This window comes from Gemmatimonadota bacterium (assembly GCA_026705765.1).
Lineage (GTDB): Bacteria > Latescibacterota > UBA2968 > UBA2968 > UBA2968 > VXRD01.
Genome location: JAPPAB010000134.1, coordinates 63,312 through 80,612, shown reverse-complemented (window position 1 = coordinate 80,612; position 17,301 = coordinate 63,312). Strand labels below are relative to the sequence as shown.

General features: G+C 51.9%; 9 protein-coding genes. All 9 read left to right on the top strand.

From position 1 onward, the window contains the following. Nucleotides 1-204 (top strand): transketolase (locus OXH16_18025; GenBank protein ID MCY3683299.1); only part of this gene is annotated, 204 nt, incomplete at its 5' end. Then, complete coding sequence (locus OXH16_18020) at nucleotides 204-1,130, top strand: transketolase (protein MCY3683298.1); 927 nt, start codon at nucleotides 204-206, stop codon at nucleotides 1,128-1,130. The genes OXH16_18025 and OXH16_18020, both read left to right, overlap by 1 nt. Nucleotides 1,131-1,770: 640 nt before the next feature. Continuing rightward, nucleotides 1,771-7,989: a T9SS type A sorting domain-containing protein gene (locus tag OXH16_18015; protein MCY3683297.1), complete on the top strand. Its 6,219-nt coding sequence runs from the start codon at nucleotides 1,771-1,773 to the stop codon at nucleotides 7,987-7,989. A 72-nt stretch (nucleotides 7,990-8,061) separates the two neighbouring features. After that, nucleotides 8,062-11,946 (top strand): T9SS type A sorting domain-containing protein, encoded by a 3,885-nt coding sequence (locus tag OXH16_18010; GenBank protein MCY3683296.1) that lies wholly within the window; start codon nucleotides 8,062-8,064, stop codon nucleotides 11,944-11,946. Nucleotides 11,947-12,031: 85 nt separating this feature from the next. Then, entirely contained in the window at nucleotides 12,032-14,122 is a 2,091-nt protein-coding gene (locus OXH16_18005; protein MCY3683295.1) for a T9SS type A sorting domain-containing protein, read from the top strand. Nucleotides 14,123-14,301: 179 nt separating this feature from the next. Beyond that, nucleotides 14,302-15,312, top strand: coding sequence for a Gfo/Idh/MocA family oxidoreductase (locus OXH16_18000; GenBank protein MCY3683294.1), 1,011 nt, complete (start codon nucleotides 14,302-14,304; stop codon nucleotides 15,310-15,312). 11 nt (nucleotides 15,313-15,323) lie between these two features. Then, nucleotides 15,324-16,259 carry a hypothetical protein gene (locus OXH16_17995; protein MCY3683293.1) on the top strand — a complete coding sequence of 312 codons (936 nt, stop codon included), beginning with the start codon at nucleotides 15,324-15,326 and terminating at the stop codon, nucleotides 16,257-16,259. 179 nt (nucleotides 16,260-16,438) lie between these two features. Continuing rightward, entirely contained in the window at nucleotides 16,439-16,723 is a 285-nt protein-coding gene (locus OXH16_17990; GenBank protein MCY3683292.1) for a BrnT family toxin, read from the top strand. Further along, nucleotides 16,695-17,261 (top strand): tetratricopeptide repeat protein, encoded by a 567-nt coding sequence (locus OXH16_17985; protein ID MCY3683291.1) that lies wholly within the window; start codon nucleotides 16,695-16,697, stop codon nucleotides 17,259-17,261. The genes OXH16_17990 and OXH16_17985 overlap by 29 nt, the downstream gene beginning before the upstream one ends. Nucleotides 17,262-17,301 lie beyond the last annotated feature (40 nt).

The following is a 17,301-nucleotide window of genomic DNA, read 5'->3' as shown; positions in this document are numbered from 1 at the left end:
TTGGAGATTGATGGTCACGATCTGGTCGCTATTGACGATGCTTTGCACGGTGCGGATGCGCGTGCGGATTGTCCTCTGGCGTTGATCGCGCATACGGTGAAGGGCAAGGGTGTGAGTTTTATGGAGGACGATTTGCTCTGGCATTACCGCAATCCCGACGACGATCAACTCGCCGCAGCACTGCGAGAGGTGGGGGGTGGGTGATGCGGACGATGTTTATTGATACGCTGCTGGAACTGGCTGATGAGGATGATCGCATCTTTTTGTTGTGCGGGGATCTGGGTTATTCTGTGTTGGAGCCGTTTTTCGAGCGGTTTCCGGACCGGTTTATAAATGTGGGGGTTGCCGAGCAGAATATGATCGGTATTGCAGCCGGGCTGGCGCAGGGCGGCTATGTCGCGTTTTGCTATTCTATTGCAAATTTTCCGACGTTGCGTTGTCTGGAGCAGATCAGGAATGATGTCTGCTACCACGATTGCAATGTTACTGTTGTGTCTGTCGGAGGGGGTGTGGCTTATGGTGCCCAGGGGTATAGCCATCACGCGGTTGAAGATCTGGCGGTGATGCGGGCGTTGCCGAATATGGTGGTGGCTGCGCCGGGCGATCCCCTGGAGGTTCGCGCGTTGACCTGTGCGCTGGTCGATCATCCGGGTCCGGGTTTTTTGCGCCTGGGCAAGGCGGGCGAAGCGATTTTGCACGATGGGATTCCGTCGCTTGAGATGGGAGAGGTGATCGAGATGCGAGGTGGGGACGATGTGATCCTGCTCAGTACGGGTGGGATGCTGGAAACTGCATTGCAGGTCGCCGATCAGCTCGCCCAGCAGGGCGTTGATGCGGGGGTGACGAGTGTGCCATTTCTCAAGCCGCTGAATACGGATTATGTCATCGCGGCTGCGCGACGGAGCGCGCTTTTGTGTACGCTCGAAGAGCACGGACCCATCGGCGGCCTGGGCGAAGCCGTGGGGTCTTGTCTGGCGCAATTGTCGGGAGACCGCGCCGCGCTGTTGCCATTTAGCCTGCCGGAGGGCAGTACAAAAGGCGTGTCTGGCGATCAACACTATTTGCGGCTGCGCGGCGGTCTCGATCCCGATAGCATTTTCACGGCTGTTACCAATGCCTTTCGCCTTTGACGTTTATCTGTGTATATCTGCGTTCATCTGCGGATGCCTTTCGCCTTTGCCTTTTCATCCGTGTTCATCTGTGGTTGCCTTTCGCCTTTGCCTTTATCCTGCCCATCCTTTAATCCCGTAAATCCTGATTCTGATTGCCTTTGCGTTTCTTTTTTATTATCATATCATTATCAGAGAAAAAACGCTTGACACTACCATTTTGATTGCATATAATTAGCCCGTCATATATTTAAGGTGGAGCAGTTCCCATGAACCAAACGTTAAACAAAACAGAAGGGGTATTGTTTTTTCCTAACGCATTGCTCCTCAACGCAATTGTGAGGATGTTGCATTGGTGTGTGTTAGGCTGTTTTTGGAAGGAGGTACTCGAATAAAATGGCTAGTTCATAAGTGTTCGTAAATTGTTGTTTTTAGAGGAATTAAAGAATATGAAAACAAGTTCGTTGAAGGGAGGGATATAAATTTGGAATCTGGTAGTGCTTCTCCGCTGGGTCGCAAAGATCGCGGCTCTCACCCTGTTCTGGGGTCCGGTCTCAAACAACGCGGACAACAGCGCGAGAGGTTGCAGTTTCGCAGTAGAATTAAAACGTTCGTAAACAATCATTTACTCGATCCTGACTTTTTTTTAGGAGGTCGAAGGATGAATTTTCACAAAACAATTGGCTTTTTGGCGGCTCTGCTGTTGATGATTGGACTCGGAGCGCCAGATAGTTTTGCACAAAACTCAATCAATGTTACAGTTGATCTTAATGCTATAACATTGCCAGGCGTAGACGAAGACAACAACAACGAGCCTGACGCTTCTACTCGCGGCGTACTTGAAGAGGTACGATCGACCGTGCCTGTAACTGTGACGTTATCTCCTGCCCCTGCTGAAGGTGTAACTGTAGAGGTAGCAGTGTCTGCTACCCTGCTTGATGGGAGCCAAATTGGGTCAACGTCTATTACTGCAGTAGGAGATGCTGCTTCGACTGCCGCATTCGCAGGTACTATAGATATTACGGCACCCCGTGATGCCGATGCGGACAATGAGACAGCTCAAGTGACCGCTACAGCGGCAGGCTATGCATCTGGCTCGATCGCGATACCAATTGTCGATGACGAGAACACCATACTTGTTGCTGTCACTCCAGGTGGTGGAGCAACTGGATTTAGAGAGGGTACAACGGTAACGGCGACTGTGGCAGTGACGTTGCAACAGAATAATCCTGGTGGTGTTCGTACTGCTATTGTTGCTGGTGCGGATGCTTTCGATGACGCGGTGACTGTGTCTGTAAGTTTTGATCCCGTCGCTGAGTTCACGAAGGTGTTTGATGATGGTACTACAGATGATGACGTGGTAGCTCATAAGCCTCTAAAAATAGAAGTTGGTGCCGGTAGTGCTACCGGAAACATCGCCGTTGGTGCTACCAACGCCGAACTGTCATTCATCATGAAGGACAATAATAACAATGAGGGAAATAGAGATGCGACGGCGACGGCCAGTTTGGCAGGCTTTGTAAATGGCATGACAGAACTGACCCTCGAGGATGATGAGCAGACTCTGACCCTTTTTGTTGATCCTGACAAATTTACGGAGGGGGACGCTGGGGCTTTGGCTGTGAGTGTGACGTTAGTGCCTGTCCCTGCCGCGGCAACACCTGTGACAGTGACTGCCACTATTAATGGGATCCCAATAACTGATGCGGTGGCGGATGGTCTTTCGATAGACACCACCAACGGTGAAGCCACCGGTACTCTGACTGTTACATTGCCGAACGATGATGTCAATTCGGGCGATCGGACGATCGTCGTGTCCGCCGCATTTGGTGCAGGAAACGCAAGAGTAACCAGTAATTCGGTGAATGTGACCGTCGTGGATGATGATCAAGATCAGTCCCTGACCCTTACGCTTGATCCTGCAGAATTGCGGGAGGGAGGCAATGGGATGGTGGCTGTGACGGTGGCGTTCGCGTATCGCCCTAGCACTACTGCCGCCACGCCCGTGACTGTGAGTGCTACGATTGACGGGGTTCCGGTTGCTACATCACAGGCTGTTGAAGTTCCCGCAAACGATATAAGTGTTGCTACTACGTTGACCATTTCGTTGCCAGACGATGATGTCGATTCGGGCACGAGGGAGGTTGTCGTGGCCGCCGTAACAGGAGTGGATGCTCCTAATGCGACTCCCCCGACCCAAAGAATATCAACCACCGAGACTCTGATTATCACGGATGATGATGTGGGTCCAGACGCGTTTACACTTTCGTCCGATATCTCCAATCTGCAAGAAAATGCTCCTGGGAGAAATGTCGAAGTGACTGCGACGCTGTCTGACGACCTGAATGCTGGGGTTACGGTGGTGGTGACATTGACCCACGAGATAATGGGCGATGAGGCGACGGCGACAGCAGTGTCAGTGTCGGGTCCAATTACGATAGTGGGTCCCGAGACCACAGGCTCAACCATGGTAAATATTGACCCATCAAATGATGAGGTATTTACGAACAGGTCAGTCGTATTGACTGGTAGTGCCCTTGGTCTTGGTACTGGCAAAGTGACGATCGGAATCATAGATGATGATTCATCTTTGGGAACGCTCACGGCTACTACCAATCCGCCCAGCTTGAATAAAGCCAACACGGCCCAGACTACTACCGTGAAAGTGGCTGTCCAGATGAGAGATCTCTCTGCGAGTTCGGGCATGGTGACTGTGACTCTGGAAACTGACAAAGGAACATTTAGGGATTCTGGCGCTAAGACCATTATGTTGGCAATCCCTCTGGCGGATGATCCTAATAAGGATCCTGCCACTGTCGCCCCCAAAGGCAGCGGAACTACCGTATTGGAGATTCCTGGTAATGTTGCAAATGCAGGGGGGAAAATTACGGTGACTGCCTCGGCGGATTCCTATGTTATGAGTACGCTCACTATTCCCGTAGGAACCCGCACTGCTGGTGATGTTAAGGGTTTCCGTGTTGTAATAACCGCCCCAGGAGCAGCGAACACCTGGGTGCCGGTGAAAAACAACGCAGTCACAATTCAGGTGAGACGCGTCGAAGGCATAGCGTTTCCCTGGACGAACTTTACCAGCATTAAGGTCTCGTTGCGAGATACGGCGAGCGCCGACGAAGCACATGCAGCTACTGGCGCTTTTGCGCAACTTGGTAATGTTTTAACTTTGTCGGGCATTAGTGAGAAAGAAGGCGGGTTTAACTTCAGGAAAGCGGGATCTGGAGGTGGAATCGCTTATGTAGCCGCCCAGGACGCGTTCCAATTTAAGCTCCAGGTGCCGGCAAACAAAGGTCCAGTTCCCGGTCATTACTTTGGCGTGTATGCGATTGCTGAGTTCGCCCATACTGGGGGTCCAACCACGCTCGCAAGTAATGATATAGACACAATGATTTCTGATGATCCCGCAGCTCTGAACGAAGTTGTTCCGAACGCAGCGGAGAGAACCGTCGGTGATGGGAAGTATATACGCATTGACAACCGTAAGCCTACAGCCGCTGCTGTTTCTAACATTGCTGTCACGATAGATGGTGTTCCGATAGATGGTAGCAACGTTCCTGCTGTAGTTGATGACGAGATTCGCGTAGCAGTCAAGGTTAGTGCCAGCGGCAATGTTTTCAGAAACAAGGCGCGGCTCGAGCTAAAAACTACTACGGCGAATATTAACGGCATCAATCACGCTGGTCAAGCAGCACCTGCTAAAGGAAACTTTTCAAGTATTAAGGTCAATCAACTGGCTTCAGATTCATTGCGTTACACCTGGACAGTGACTGACAACCTGTTCAAGCGTAAAATCGCCGCTTTTGTAGAGGGTATCGGAAACAAAGATACCGTGTATCCGATAGATAGCGGGGCGGCACTGGTTTCTGTAGTGATAATAGATCAGGCTGGCAACACTGCTGCTAAGAATTCACCCAGTTTTCCAGTGGATTCTAAGAAGCCGAGTATTTCATTCCTGTATCCATCTGCGGATCCCGACAGTGCGTTTGCCCATGATTATAACATGCGCTTTACAGGTAATATGATAAGTACTGTTGAGGGTCAGAATGTAGATGATCACCTCAATCCTCTGCGAATCGCTGTGAATGAAGATCTTTCAAAGATCGAGGTGTTTGCAGTCGGAGCGGATACGTTAGAAATCGGTGCTGAACGTCAGAATACCTTTGCCTCGGGTGCTGTAATGGACTCAATCGTTATCAGCACGACAGGTCTTAGTTCTCCTAAAAAGGATGAAAAGGACAAATATGAGGGTACTGACTACATCCCGTCGAGCGCTAATATAGCCGGTACAGAGATCGAAGTCGCTGTTATAGTGACCGATCTATTGGGTAACAAGATGAAAGCGACGATGTCCGGTGTTACGCACGATGACGCACCTCCAAAGATTACAGAGTGGTTCCCCAAGAACCGTCTCCTTGATGATGACCAGATTAACGATGCTACGCGTCATCCGGTCCTTACGCTGAAGGAATCCGTAGATTCAATTGCGGTTAACTTCACGGCTTCAGATGGCGATATTGTCAAGGAAGAGGTTGATGATGTTAGGGAAAAGGGTGAAACTCAGGTCACATTCTCTGATGGCTTAAATCAGGATGAGGCATATTCGATGACGATATTCCTTCGAGATCTCGCGGGGAATGTTTTCATCACGCCTGCGGATTCCTCTGCAAATATGACGTTTAATGCGGGATTCGACAATCCGATGGCGAATATGTTTAAGGTCACAAATATGACTGCTATTACGGAGACTAATGAGACTGCTGCAGACTCCGTGATTGCTGGTCAGGCCTTTATTCTGGAGATTCAGACAGTTGATCACGATGCTGCGTCTAACACAAGCCGCGATGCTCTGATCTATAAGAATATAGATGAGGATGGCACTATGGCGGCTGAGGTGCGTATCAGTGCCTGGGGCGCAGACGGTGCTGCCGAGTCCGTATGGTTTGAAGGTAAAGGTGTGATGGATGATGCCGACAATCCAGACGGTATGGCCACGCTTGACGATAATTGGGTACTCGGTAAGCGCACAGTTATGGCCAAGTCGAACATGGCTCTTGACCAGGTGAAGATTTTGGTTGAGCATCGAAATGCCGGTGACGGTGGTACAACAGTACCGAAATTCGATGGCGCAATCGAAAATCTCTACGTTGGTGCTGCCGACTTCGCCGGGTTTGAGATAACCGCCTGGGAAGAAGGCGTAGAAGGTGCTGCACAAGAGATTTGGGGCGATTACACCCTCCGGGTGGTCCCGATCGATGAACACGGCAATGCCTCAGTGAGAGCCTTTAAGGCTGATCCAGAAACTGCTGAAGACTCTCTGGCGGTGTTGGATACCCGGGTGAAAGACAATGCCTTCGAGTATAAGAATGGCATTCCTGTCGAGATTGATGGCGTCCCCTCTATCGAAGACTTCGCTCTAGTGGTAGAGGAGATCGAGAAGGGTGGTAATAGCTATGATCTCGTAGCCCCTGACAATAGACGCAGTCAGACGGTTCGGGTCAAGGTATATAATGAAGATTTAATGGAAGGCGATACCCGAAGCCAAAACATCAGATCTTCTGTGAGGCTCGCTATTTCTGCTCCTTTGACACCCACGCTTACGCTCTGGGTGCCCGGTAGCAATGTGAATGAAGCCGGTAACGATGTTGAGATTCCCGCCGATGGTGATGTAACGGTAACGGTCGCAGCCGAAGGCTATAATGCTGGCGATATGGTTACCTTTACGAAGAACGGTACAGCGATGGATCCCGTGGCGGCAGATGACGATGGCGTTGCCAGGTTGATGATTACCATGGCTGCGGCAGGCACTGTGACGGTGTCGGCTTCGAATGGTGTGTATTTGACGGACGAGCTTACCGTCACGTTTGTCGAGGCACCTGCTGAACTGTCGCGTAAGAAGTTTGTCGATGCCAATGGCGATCCCGTTTATCTCGTCTCTTTGGCTGATATGACAGTTGGTTCGGATGACTACGCGCTCTTTAGTGCTGCGTGGGGTAAGACCAGGACTGATAATCCGGATGATCAGAGTGTCTTCCAGTCCGATGTCAACGACGATGACACGGTTAATTCGTCTGACTACGCGCTGTTCATCACTTCCTGGGGCAAGACCGCTGTTGGTCCTGCAACCAAGCCTATTGTTTTGGCTCCCGGCATAAACGAGAATGCTGAATTCTCGCTGAGTCTGGGTAGTGAGCGCGTGGTTGCCGGCGAGTTGGTGGCTGTCGATGTGTCGCTTGCCAATGTCGCTGCTCTGATGGCGTATGGGTTCACGCTCAATTACGAAACCGATAAGTTCGAGTTCGTGAGTGTGGCTCCTGCCGACGAGGATTTGCTCAAGTCAACAGGTGGAGAAACCCCGCTGTTCCACCACATTGTTGCCGACGGTCAGGTTGAAGTTGTCAACAGCGTGGTGCATGGCACAGCGGTTTCCGGCGGTGGTGACATTGTCCGGTTTGTGTTCCGCGTGTTGCGCGAGTTTGAGGATAGCGCCAGGTTTGAAATTGCCGACGGTCTGGTCTTTGACCCGAGTCAGCTTCAGAACCCGGCGGTGGTCGCGGGTGTGTTGGAACTCCAGAGCACGCCCAGAGAGTTCGCTTTGCACCAGAACTTCCCCAATCCATTTAACCCGGATACGACCATTAAGTACGATTTGGCCGAGTCCGCCGACGTGACGCTCCAGGTTTACAATGTGTTGGGTCAGGTGGTTCGGACGCTGGTCGCTTCCGAGGCGCAGAATGCGGGTCGCTATCAGATTCGCTGGAACGGTATGGATGATCGCGGTGTGCCGGTTTCGAGTGGAATTTACTTCTACCAGATTTCGGCAGACGGGAAGTTCAGTGATGTGCGGAAGCTGATGCTGCTCAAGTAATTCGCCGATGGATCGGGAAGTCTCCTATTTGAGGGGGCTTCCCTGTCCATTTTTCAACTATAGGAGTTTGGAATGTTTTTGAAAAAAAGTCTTTTGTTTATGACTGCTTTGGCATTGCTGATGTTTGCAGGGCAGGCTTCTGCGCAGAGTGTTTCGCTCTCGCACGTTCCAGGTGAGGATGGCACTGAAGGCATGGTTTCAGGATCGGGAACGGCCATTATGGTTAAAGTTACCACAATGGGTATTGCCGGTAATCCTTTGCTTGCTTCTGTCAGTGCCCTGGATGTTTCCTTTGCATTTGATCCGTCTCTTGTAAAGCTTACTGGTGTGCCTGCTGGCCTTCTCATGGCCGATGCTGCAACGGGTGCTACGCTTACCATACCCGCTCCGCCAGGTGGAACACTGACGGTGCCGGAAGAGGCCATTTTGACTTTTACCACACAATCAGATGTAACGGGTATGGAATTTTCCATTGGTATTACGGGGGCACAGGGCACCGCGGTTGTTGGCGGTGCTGTTCAGATGGTTCCCCTTCCCATATCTGCGATGGTCGCGTTCAATGAGATTGATTTGACGATTTCTCTGATGAGTGGCGGCGAGTCCGTGGTCAATAAGGTTAGCGCAGGCGATGAAATTGTCGTCGATGTCGCTATTCCCACGCTGATGGGACAAATAGCCGGTGCTAAGATCGTTTTTGCGGTTGATCCCGCCGGGTCAGCGGGGATTACAGGTGGGATGCCTGCTGAGGGTTTGAATATCGTCCCGACCGAGACGTCTGGTATGCAGGTTGTGGTTGCCGGTCTGCCTATGATGTTGGCAGATGGCAATTTTGGCTCTGTGACGTTTACGGCGGGTCCCGGTGTTACGCGAACGACGGGATTTTCCATCAGTGTTGCTTCGATGAGTGTGTTTACGACGGCTGGGGAAGTGGCTGGGGATCCCGGTGATCCTTTGATGATCAACCAGTTCTCGCCTTTCCTTGAAGCCAGTGCAACCGAGGTTACGGTTCCCCACGGCGAGACGGCGATGGCGACGGTGACGGCGATGGATACCGGGGATGAAGCGGTTACTTTTACCGTAGCGGCCGACGGGGTTGAGTCTTCGGAAGATGGTAACACGGTGACGTTGTCCGCAACGGGCAATGGTACAGCGACGGTGTCGGCTATGGCTGGCGGCGTTGCGCTCGATCCGGTTACGGTTGTTTTTTCAAAGCCTCCGCCAGAACTACAGACTGAGAGCACCGAGGTGACGTTTGCTGATTTTGGTGCCGAGGCTTCTGCGTCGGTGATGGCTGTTGGTTTTGACGAAGGTGCTGAGATTAAATATACTTATACAGCTACTACTGATTTTCAGGCTGTGGAAGATGCCTCCGGTCTGATGATTACGACGGCTTCGGCTGGCACAGTGACGGTGACGGCTACCGATGGTACGGATTCTGCCTCGCTGACGATTACGTTTATGAATCCCGATCCTTATCTGTCGTCGGATCCCGATCCCGCTGATGTTATTATTCCCGAGGGTGGGGAAGCGTCGGTGACGGTTTCGGCAACGGGTCTCGAAGGTGCTGTTACTTATATGATAAGCAGGACTTCTGGCACTGCTACGGTTACCGCCAATACCGATGGTGATATGGTGACGTTGACGGCGAGCGGTGAGGGGGGTGCTGATGTGATGGTGACAGCCTCTGCCGGTGGGATGACGACTGAGGCGATTGCTGTCAAGTTCCGGGCGATGCCTACTGTGGGTTCAGATGCGACTGATGTTATGGTTCCGCAGGCTGTGGTTCCCAGTGCAATGGCAATGGTCGTTGCGACCGGGTTCCCCGAAGGTGCCGAGATTGTGTTTAATGTCGATCCGGCGGACCATCCTTATCTTACAGCGTCGGCGGACGGCAATGTTCTGACGCTGACGGCCACTGGTACGGTTAGTGTGTCGGTGACGGCTTCTGGCGCAGGTGTTACGACGTCTGCGGTTGAGGTGTCGTTCGAACAGGCACTGCCCGCTGCGCCTGCAAGTGTGGTTGTGCAGGATCAGGAAGGGGATAACGGTCACTATGTGATGGTGAGTTTTGCCAATTCTGCGAATCACGCTGATGTGAGTCAGTATCGCATCTATCGCGAGATGATGGTGAATACCACGATGGATGCCGATGGCAATGTGGTGACGACCGATACGCCGATGGCAAAGTGGGTTCCCTGGGCTGTTGTCGATGCGATGGATAATGATGATGAAGAAGGTATGACGCGCGCGGTTGTTCCGACGACTGATGCGATGGCGACTCGCTGGGGCGTTGCTGCCGAGAAGGGTATGGATTCGGCAGAGATTACGCCTGCTGGCAAGCGCGTGTTCTCCAAGGAGAGCGTGCAACAGTTGGCTCAGTTCCTGGGTCTGGATCCCAATCTGGTTGTGACCGAGGATGAGCTTGCCGAGATGTTTATGCCTTCTGCTGATTATATTAATGCGCTTGTTGGCGGCAGGAATGTGGTGTTTGCGGCGCTGGATCCCGATTTGAGTGTTTTGATCGGTGGCAATGCAGCTGTTCCGCAGAATATCCGCACGGGTGGACACCCCATTGTTTCGTCTCCGATTACGCCGACGGAAGGTATGGTGGCTGCGATTGACGATACAGCCCCTGCTATGGTGACCGATGTTGCCGCCGATGCAGAGACCGGTGTGGTTACCTGGACGATGTCCGCCGATGATGGTGGCATGGATGTCGTGATGTATCGCGGTCACGGGATTACCATTCCGCATGTGACGGGCTATCTGGTCAGAGGTGGTGTCAGCGAAGATGCGATGCTGGATATCGGGATTGTTCCCGCTGGTTTGAGCACTTTCCAGGTTCCGGCTCAGTTGATCGAGTCTCTGATTAATCAGGGTGTGCCCGCGGTGCTGGTGACTGTGACGGCGATGGACGGTACGAATATGACGCCGAGTATTCCGCTGGTGGTCGAGCTTATTCCGACGCGTAAGCCGTTTGTGGATGCAGACGGTGGTCCCGTTTATATCGTGAAGCTCGATAGGCACGGCGCTATGACGCCACTGACGGTTGACTTTGAAGATTTTGTGGCCTTTACGATGGCGTTTAATACAGACGAGACGCACGAGAATTGGAGAGTCTTTGTTCAGGCTGATTTGAATGACGATAAGATGGTCAATTTCGAGGACTTTATCCTGTTCTTTGGCTCTTATGGCAAGGAAGCAGCAGGTCCGGCTGGCAAGTCTCTGGTTACGCCTATTCTCGGCGTGAATGAGAATGCCGAGTTCTCGTTGCGTTTGGGCAGTGATCGCGTAGTGGTTGGCGAGAATATGTTTGTGGATGTGTCTCTGGCCAATGTGCAGGCTCTGATGGGTTATGGGTTTGTGCTTAACTACGATGCCGAGAGGTTTGAGTTTGTAGAAGCGATGCCGGCTGCTGAGGATTTGCTGACAGCAGGTGGCGAGACCCCGCTGTTCAGTAGCTGGTCGCCCGAGGCCGGGCAGGTTCACGTGATGAATGCGATTGTGAATGGCTCGGAGGTTTCAGGCGGTGGCGATATTGTTCGGTTGGTGTTCCGCGTGTTGCGCGATTTTGAAGATAATGCGCGGTTCGAGATTGCCGAGGGTCTGGTCTTTGACCCGCAGCAACTCGCCAATCCGTTGGCTGGCGGTGTGCTGGATATCCAGACGACGCCTACAGAGTTTGCACTGCTCCAGAATTTCCCCAATCCGTTTAACCCCGATACAACGATCGGATATGAATTGGCCGAGTCTGCCGATGTGACGCTCCAGATTTACAATGTGGTGGGTCAGGTCGTGCGGACGCTGATTGCTGCTGAATCGCAGTCGATTGGTCGTTATCAGGTCCGTTGGGACGGTATGGACGATCGCGGGATGCCGGTTTCGAGTGGAATTTATTTCTACCAGATCTCGGCAGGGAAGTTCCAGGATGTGCGGAAGCTGATGCTGCTCAAGTAATTCGGTAGGGGCGAGGGTCTGCCTCGCCCCTTATTTGTCCCCTTAGAACTTACAAGGAGTAGTTTTCAGCGAAGGAGTCTTGCAAATGTTGATTAAAAAAGGATTGTTATTTTTTACTGCCCTTGCATTTTTCGCTTTTGCAGGCCAGGCCTCTGCAGGTCCCAATGCAAATGCGACGGTGACGATTGATTTGATTACCGATGGTGGGGCAGGCAATCAGATGGACGATGGCGTTCATTCTGGTAATGTCTCTGGAGAGGGTACAAAAATTGCCGTTGAGGTTTTCGCCAAGGGCGTGACTACGTCGCTGGTCGGTGTGAAGATCGAGTTTGATTTTAAAGCCGAAGAGTTGAAGCTCGATAAGGTCGAGAATAGTGCGTTTCTGTTTTCGATTCCCGAGGCGACGGGTGTAAACTTCGCAGGTACTGCGCCTGTTACTCTGCCGGAGTCCGGTTTTATTGGACGTGCGGAGTTTTCTACGGTGGCAGATGTTACGGGTAAGGAATTTTACCTGGGCATTAAGGCGGTTACGCTTGCCGAAAGCGCAGCGTCGAGCGATGTTATTGCGCCAGAGATGATGGCGATGATGAGTACGATTAGTTTTAATGTCGCGCCCAAGCTGGTGCTGTCCGGCGAGAGTCCGGTTAAGGTTCCGGTCGGTGGCAGTGCGGATGCGGTGATTATGGCTGTGAATTTCCCCGCCGATGCGACGATTACCTTTGATGTGAAGATCGCTGGTGAGTTTAATGTCGAGCAGAAGGTGGATGGTGCCACCTTGACGTTGACGGCGGGTATTCCGGCTGTTGTGACTGTGACGGCTTCTGATGGTATGACGACGACCGGTGAACTGGTCGTTGAATTTGTCTCGGTGAAGTTTCCCGCCCTGGATGCCGTTGTCGGCGATATGATGAATATGATGGATGATGGCATGATGGCGGCCAGTGCGGGTGCCAATGAAGAGATTGCCATCGAGGTGTTTGTGGGTGATGCCGAAGTGGAAGGCGCTATCGGCGGTGCGAGTATCGTGTTTACGATTACGCCAGATGAATCGGCGATGGTTGAGCCTTCTGCGGCAGCGGTGATTAAGGATTTTGTGCCCGCTGAGGGTATGACGCTGCTGGGTATTGCCGATAATCAGGTCGATATTGGTGCCGAGGAAGGCATGATGCTGCCCGATGGTTTTCTGGGTACGCTGAAGCTGATGACGGGTGCCGAGGCTGTGCCGTTTTCGGTTGGTGTTTCGTCGTTTACCGTGCTTCTCGGTTCTGGCGAGACGACGATGGTGACGCTTCCCGCGCCGGTGATGTACAATTTCGGTCCGCGGCTGGAGGTGTCTGCGCATATTGCGACGATTCCGCGCGGTGGCGAAGCTGTGATTAAGGTGACGGCTCTGGGCTTTGCCGAGGGTTCGAAGATTACTTTTTCGCATGAAGTAGAAGGTGCGGCGATGGTCGATGGCCACCCGGAAATGGATATGCTCAATGTCTATAAGTTGACGGCGACCGGTCTGGGTTCGGCTGTTGTCAAGGTGACGGCTTCCGATGGCATGTCTGCTGTTGAGGTGACGGTTCAGTTTGACGAGCAGGTGCCGATTGAGTTGTCGTCATTTGTCGGTTCGGTGATCGAAGACCGCGTGGTGCTCAACTGGGCGACGGCTTCGCAGACCAATAATGCGGGTTTCCGCGTGCTTCGCAGTATAGATGGAGAGACCTACGAGGCGGTCAGCGAGCTTATCGCCGGTGCTGGTACGACCGATCAGTTGATGGATTATATGTTTGAGGATATCAGCCTTCCCGCTGCTGAGATCGTTTATTATGTTCTCGAGCAGATTGATCTGGATGGGACGGTGAACCGTTCAAATCCGATCGAGGTGCTGTTGGGCGCGCGTTTCAACCTGCCCACGGAGTTTGCGTCGGCTGTTTATCCCAATCCGTTTAACCCACGGACGACGATTTCCTACGATTTGCCCACGAATACAGATGTGTCGATTATTATTTACGATGCGATAGGGCAGGAGATTCGTCAACTCGTGAGCCAGCATTATACAGCGGGTCGCTATAGTGTCCAGTGGGATGCTAAGGACCATATGGGCCGCAGCGTTGGTAGTGGCGTTTATATCGCCAAGATCAAAGCGGGTCCAAATACCGCGATCCAGAAGATGCTGCTGTTGAAGTAAGCTGTTTTACCAGCTATTCAAAAAGGCCATTGGACGTTTTGTCCAGTGGCCTTTTTTTTATTATTGCGGTATTATATATGTGAAACTATATTCGAGCACGGATAGAAGTGTGAAGTGGGAGGAGTCATCGCGGCATGCAGTTGAGCCGCGATCCAGAAGGTTTTCAAAAGGAGACGTAAATGGAGAAGGTGCGAATGGGTTTGATCGGGTGCGGTGGCAATATGAGCGGTCATATCAGGCGTTTGATGGATATGCAGGATGTGGAGATTGTGGCGCTTGCAGATCCGAGTGATGAGAGTTTTGCGCGGTTGTACGAGCGCGTGCCAGAGACAGAGGCGTTGCCGAGGTTTGCAGATCACAGGGAGATGCTGGATGAGGTGGCGATGGATGCGACGGAGATTTCTACGCCGCATACGTTGCATTTTGAACAGATTATGGATAGTCTGGATAAGGGTCTGCACGTGTTGACGGAGAAGCCGATGGTGTGTACGGTTGATCACGCGTTTCAGGTGATGGATAAGGCAGAGGAGGTGGATCGCATTTTGATGGTGTCTTATCAGCGGCATCTGGCGCCGACGTTTCGGTTTATTCGGAATCAGATTCAGGCCGGGGAGATCGGAGAGGTTCAGTTTATTCAGGCGATGCAAGATCAACACTGGTATGAGAATCAACAGGGGAAGTGGCGACAGGTTCACGCGCTGTCGGGTGGGGGTCAGTTGAATGATTCTGGGAGTCATTTGCTGGATATTGTGCTGTGGATGGTGGATCAGGCGCCCGCGCGCGTGTCGGCGTTTATGGATTATCTGGATACGGAGGTGGATATCAATTCGGCGCTGTCAATTGTGTTTGAGAATGGCGCGCTGGCGAATTTTTCTGTTGTGGGGACGGGTCCGGGTCCGGGGATGTGGGAGGATATTACGATTTGGGGCACGAAGGGGGCGATTTATTCTCGCAATGGGAAGCTGACGTGTAAATACGGTGGCAGAGCACCCCTGGAGGTAGATGCAGATAGTTTGCCTTCGCGGTTTGTGAGTCCCGATCAAAATTTTGTGGATGCGATTTTGGGGCGCGATGAAGTTCAGGTGCCGCCGGTGTGCGGTTTGCGCGTGATTCAGTTGACAGAGGCCGCATGGGAGTCGGCAGAGAAAGGCGGACGACCCGTGCGGGTGAAGCGCACGCGAAGGCGGTAAAGGAGGCTGTTATGCGTATATCAAAATTAACGATTATTTTGGGGTTGCTCGTCGGTGTTGCCGCCGATTGTTGGGCGCAACCCACGGCAGTGACGTTGAAGTTCCCAGAGGGGCGCAAGGCGCGATATAAGCACAAGTTCCGGGTGGAGTATTACAGCAATATGGGCGAGCAGATTGTGATGCAGAGCGGGCATATTCGCGTGATTATAGATAATGAGTGGCGCAGCCATGAAGAGGTTGTTGTGCCCCGGGCGTTGCCGGGTAGGACGATTCCCGAAGGGGTGATGGGCGTCCAGGCTGTGATTAAAAAGGGTTTGAGTGCTGCGATTTTTCTGGGCGAGAAGCAGACGTATGAGCAGTTTCCATTTACGTTTGATATGTTTAATGATAAGGTTTTTACCTGGCAGGTGACGCCCGAGGGGAGGGTGCAGAAGTTCGAGCCAGATTTTCCGGCGTTTCGCGTGGAGCGGCAGGATTTGATTACGGATTTGTACCAGGGGGCGATGCCCGCGTTTGCGCCCGTTTTGCCAGAGGGTCCGGTTAATGAGGGCGATACCTGGACGGGCGAGCGCGATTTTTGGCGCCCTTTTGCGAGTATGGATATGCTGGGGCGCGATTCGCAGATTAAAATTAAGAGTACGTACGAGGTGAAGAATATCAAGAATGCGAAGGGGCGCGTGGAGGTGCATATTGAAGAGGATAGTGAGGTGGAGTACGCGGGGTGGATTGATGTGAGTGCGGCGTCTCTGTATTACAGTGGGAAGGGTACAGGTGGGGGGGCGTGGGTGATCGATGCGACGCGCGGGCTGGTGATAGAGCACAAGGTGCATTTTGATATCGATAGGCCCACGGTGATTAAGGCGGGGAAGAGAGATCCGATTGCCAATATTGTCGCAGAGGTTAAGATCGATATGGAGCGCAAGTTAGAGAAGCTCGAAAAGGAGTAGGTTCACGGCTTGACACGGGTTTTGAGATATGGTATTCTTGACGTGAGGCCTCACACAAAGACACAAAGATACAAAAATATAAGACGTTAAAAGCAACTGTCATCGCGGCATGGGGTTGAGCCGCGATCCAGAGGTTTTATCCAGTGATGGGCAAGATTACAGGATGGGTGAGTGAGTAGATGGATATCGGGTTCGTATGGGACGAAAACAAATATCGAGAAGTTCAAGAGAAGCATGAAGTCCAGTTTTATGAGGCTGTTGCGGCATTTGATGATCCAAATGGATTCGAGGTTTCAGATCTATCAGGGTATGAAGACCGGTCCAGATGGATAGGGGCAACTGCCGCAGGTCGGGTATTAGTTGTGGTCTATTCTGACGAAGATGTACCTCTGCTTCGTTTGATCACCGCATTTGATGCTACAGGGGGCTTACGCGATGAGTACTACAGAAGACGTGGAATTTGATGTAGATTCAGTCAAGATTTATCCTGGAATAGAGGCACGTGAAAAACGCCGAAAGGTTACTATGCATGCCTTGACCTATTTTAATCGCGGTTCTGCTTATAGCATCGCAGATGCTTATGATTGTGCCATTGCAGAGTACAGCAAGGCGATAGATTTGATACCCAGTTACATTGCTGCCTATAAGAGTCGGGCTGTTGCGTATGTCAGAAAGGGCGCGTATGACCTTGCCATTTTGGACTTTGACAAAGTGATCTCGCTGAGGCCAGATGATGCCCTGACTTATTTTAGTCGCGGCATGGCCTATTTAAACAAAGACAAGATTGACCGTGCTATTGAGGATCTGAGCAGAGCCATAGAACTTGATCCAGAACTTGCTGTGGTCTATTTTGTTCGAGCCAATGCATACGAAAAAAAAGGCATATATAACCGTTCTATCGCAGACTACAACAGAGCAATAGAACTGAACCCAGATTATGCCGATGCCTATAATAATCGCAGCCTTGTTGAAGCTATAGGTGAACATCCCGACAGGAGGTGAGCCATCAATACCAATGATTCTGATCGTCAGAGAAAGTCAC

Coding starts and splice junctions, on each gene's coding strand:
- OXH16_18020 (MCY3683298.1), top strand. CDS start 204: ATGCGGACGATGTTTATTGATACGCTGCTGGAACTGGCTGATGAGGAT.
- OXH16_18015 (MCY3683297.1), top strand. CDS start 1,771: ATGAATTTTCACAAAACAATTGGCTTTTTGGCGGCTCTGCTGTTGATG.
- OXH16_18010 (MCY3683296.1), top strand. CDS start 8,062: ATGTTTTTGAAAAAAAGTCTTTTGTTTATGACTGCTTTGGCATTGCTG.
- OXH16_18005 (MCY3683295.1), top strand. CDS start 12,032: ATGTTGATTAAAAAAGGATTGTTATTTTTTACTGCCCTTGCATTTTTC.
- OXH16_18000 (MCY3683294.1), top strand. CDS start 14,302: ATGGAGAAGGTGCGAATGGGTTTGATCGGGTGCGGTGGCAATATGAGC.
- OXH16_17995 (MCY3683293.1), top strand. CDS start 15,324: ATGCGTATATCAAAATTAACGATTATTTTGGGGTTGCTCGTCGGTGTT.
- OXH16_17990 (MCY3683292.1), top strand. CDS start 16,439: ATGGATATCGGGTTCGTATGGGACGAAAACAAATATCGAGAAGTTCAA.
- OXH16_17985 (MCY3683291.1), top strand. CDS start 16,695: ATGAGTACTACAGAAGACGTGGAATTTGATGTAGATTCAGTCAAGATT.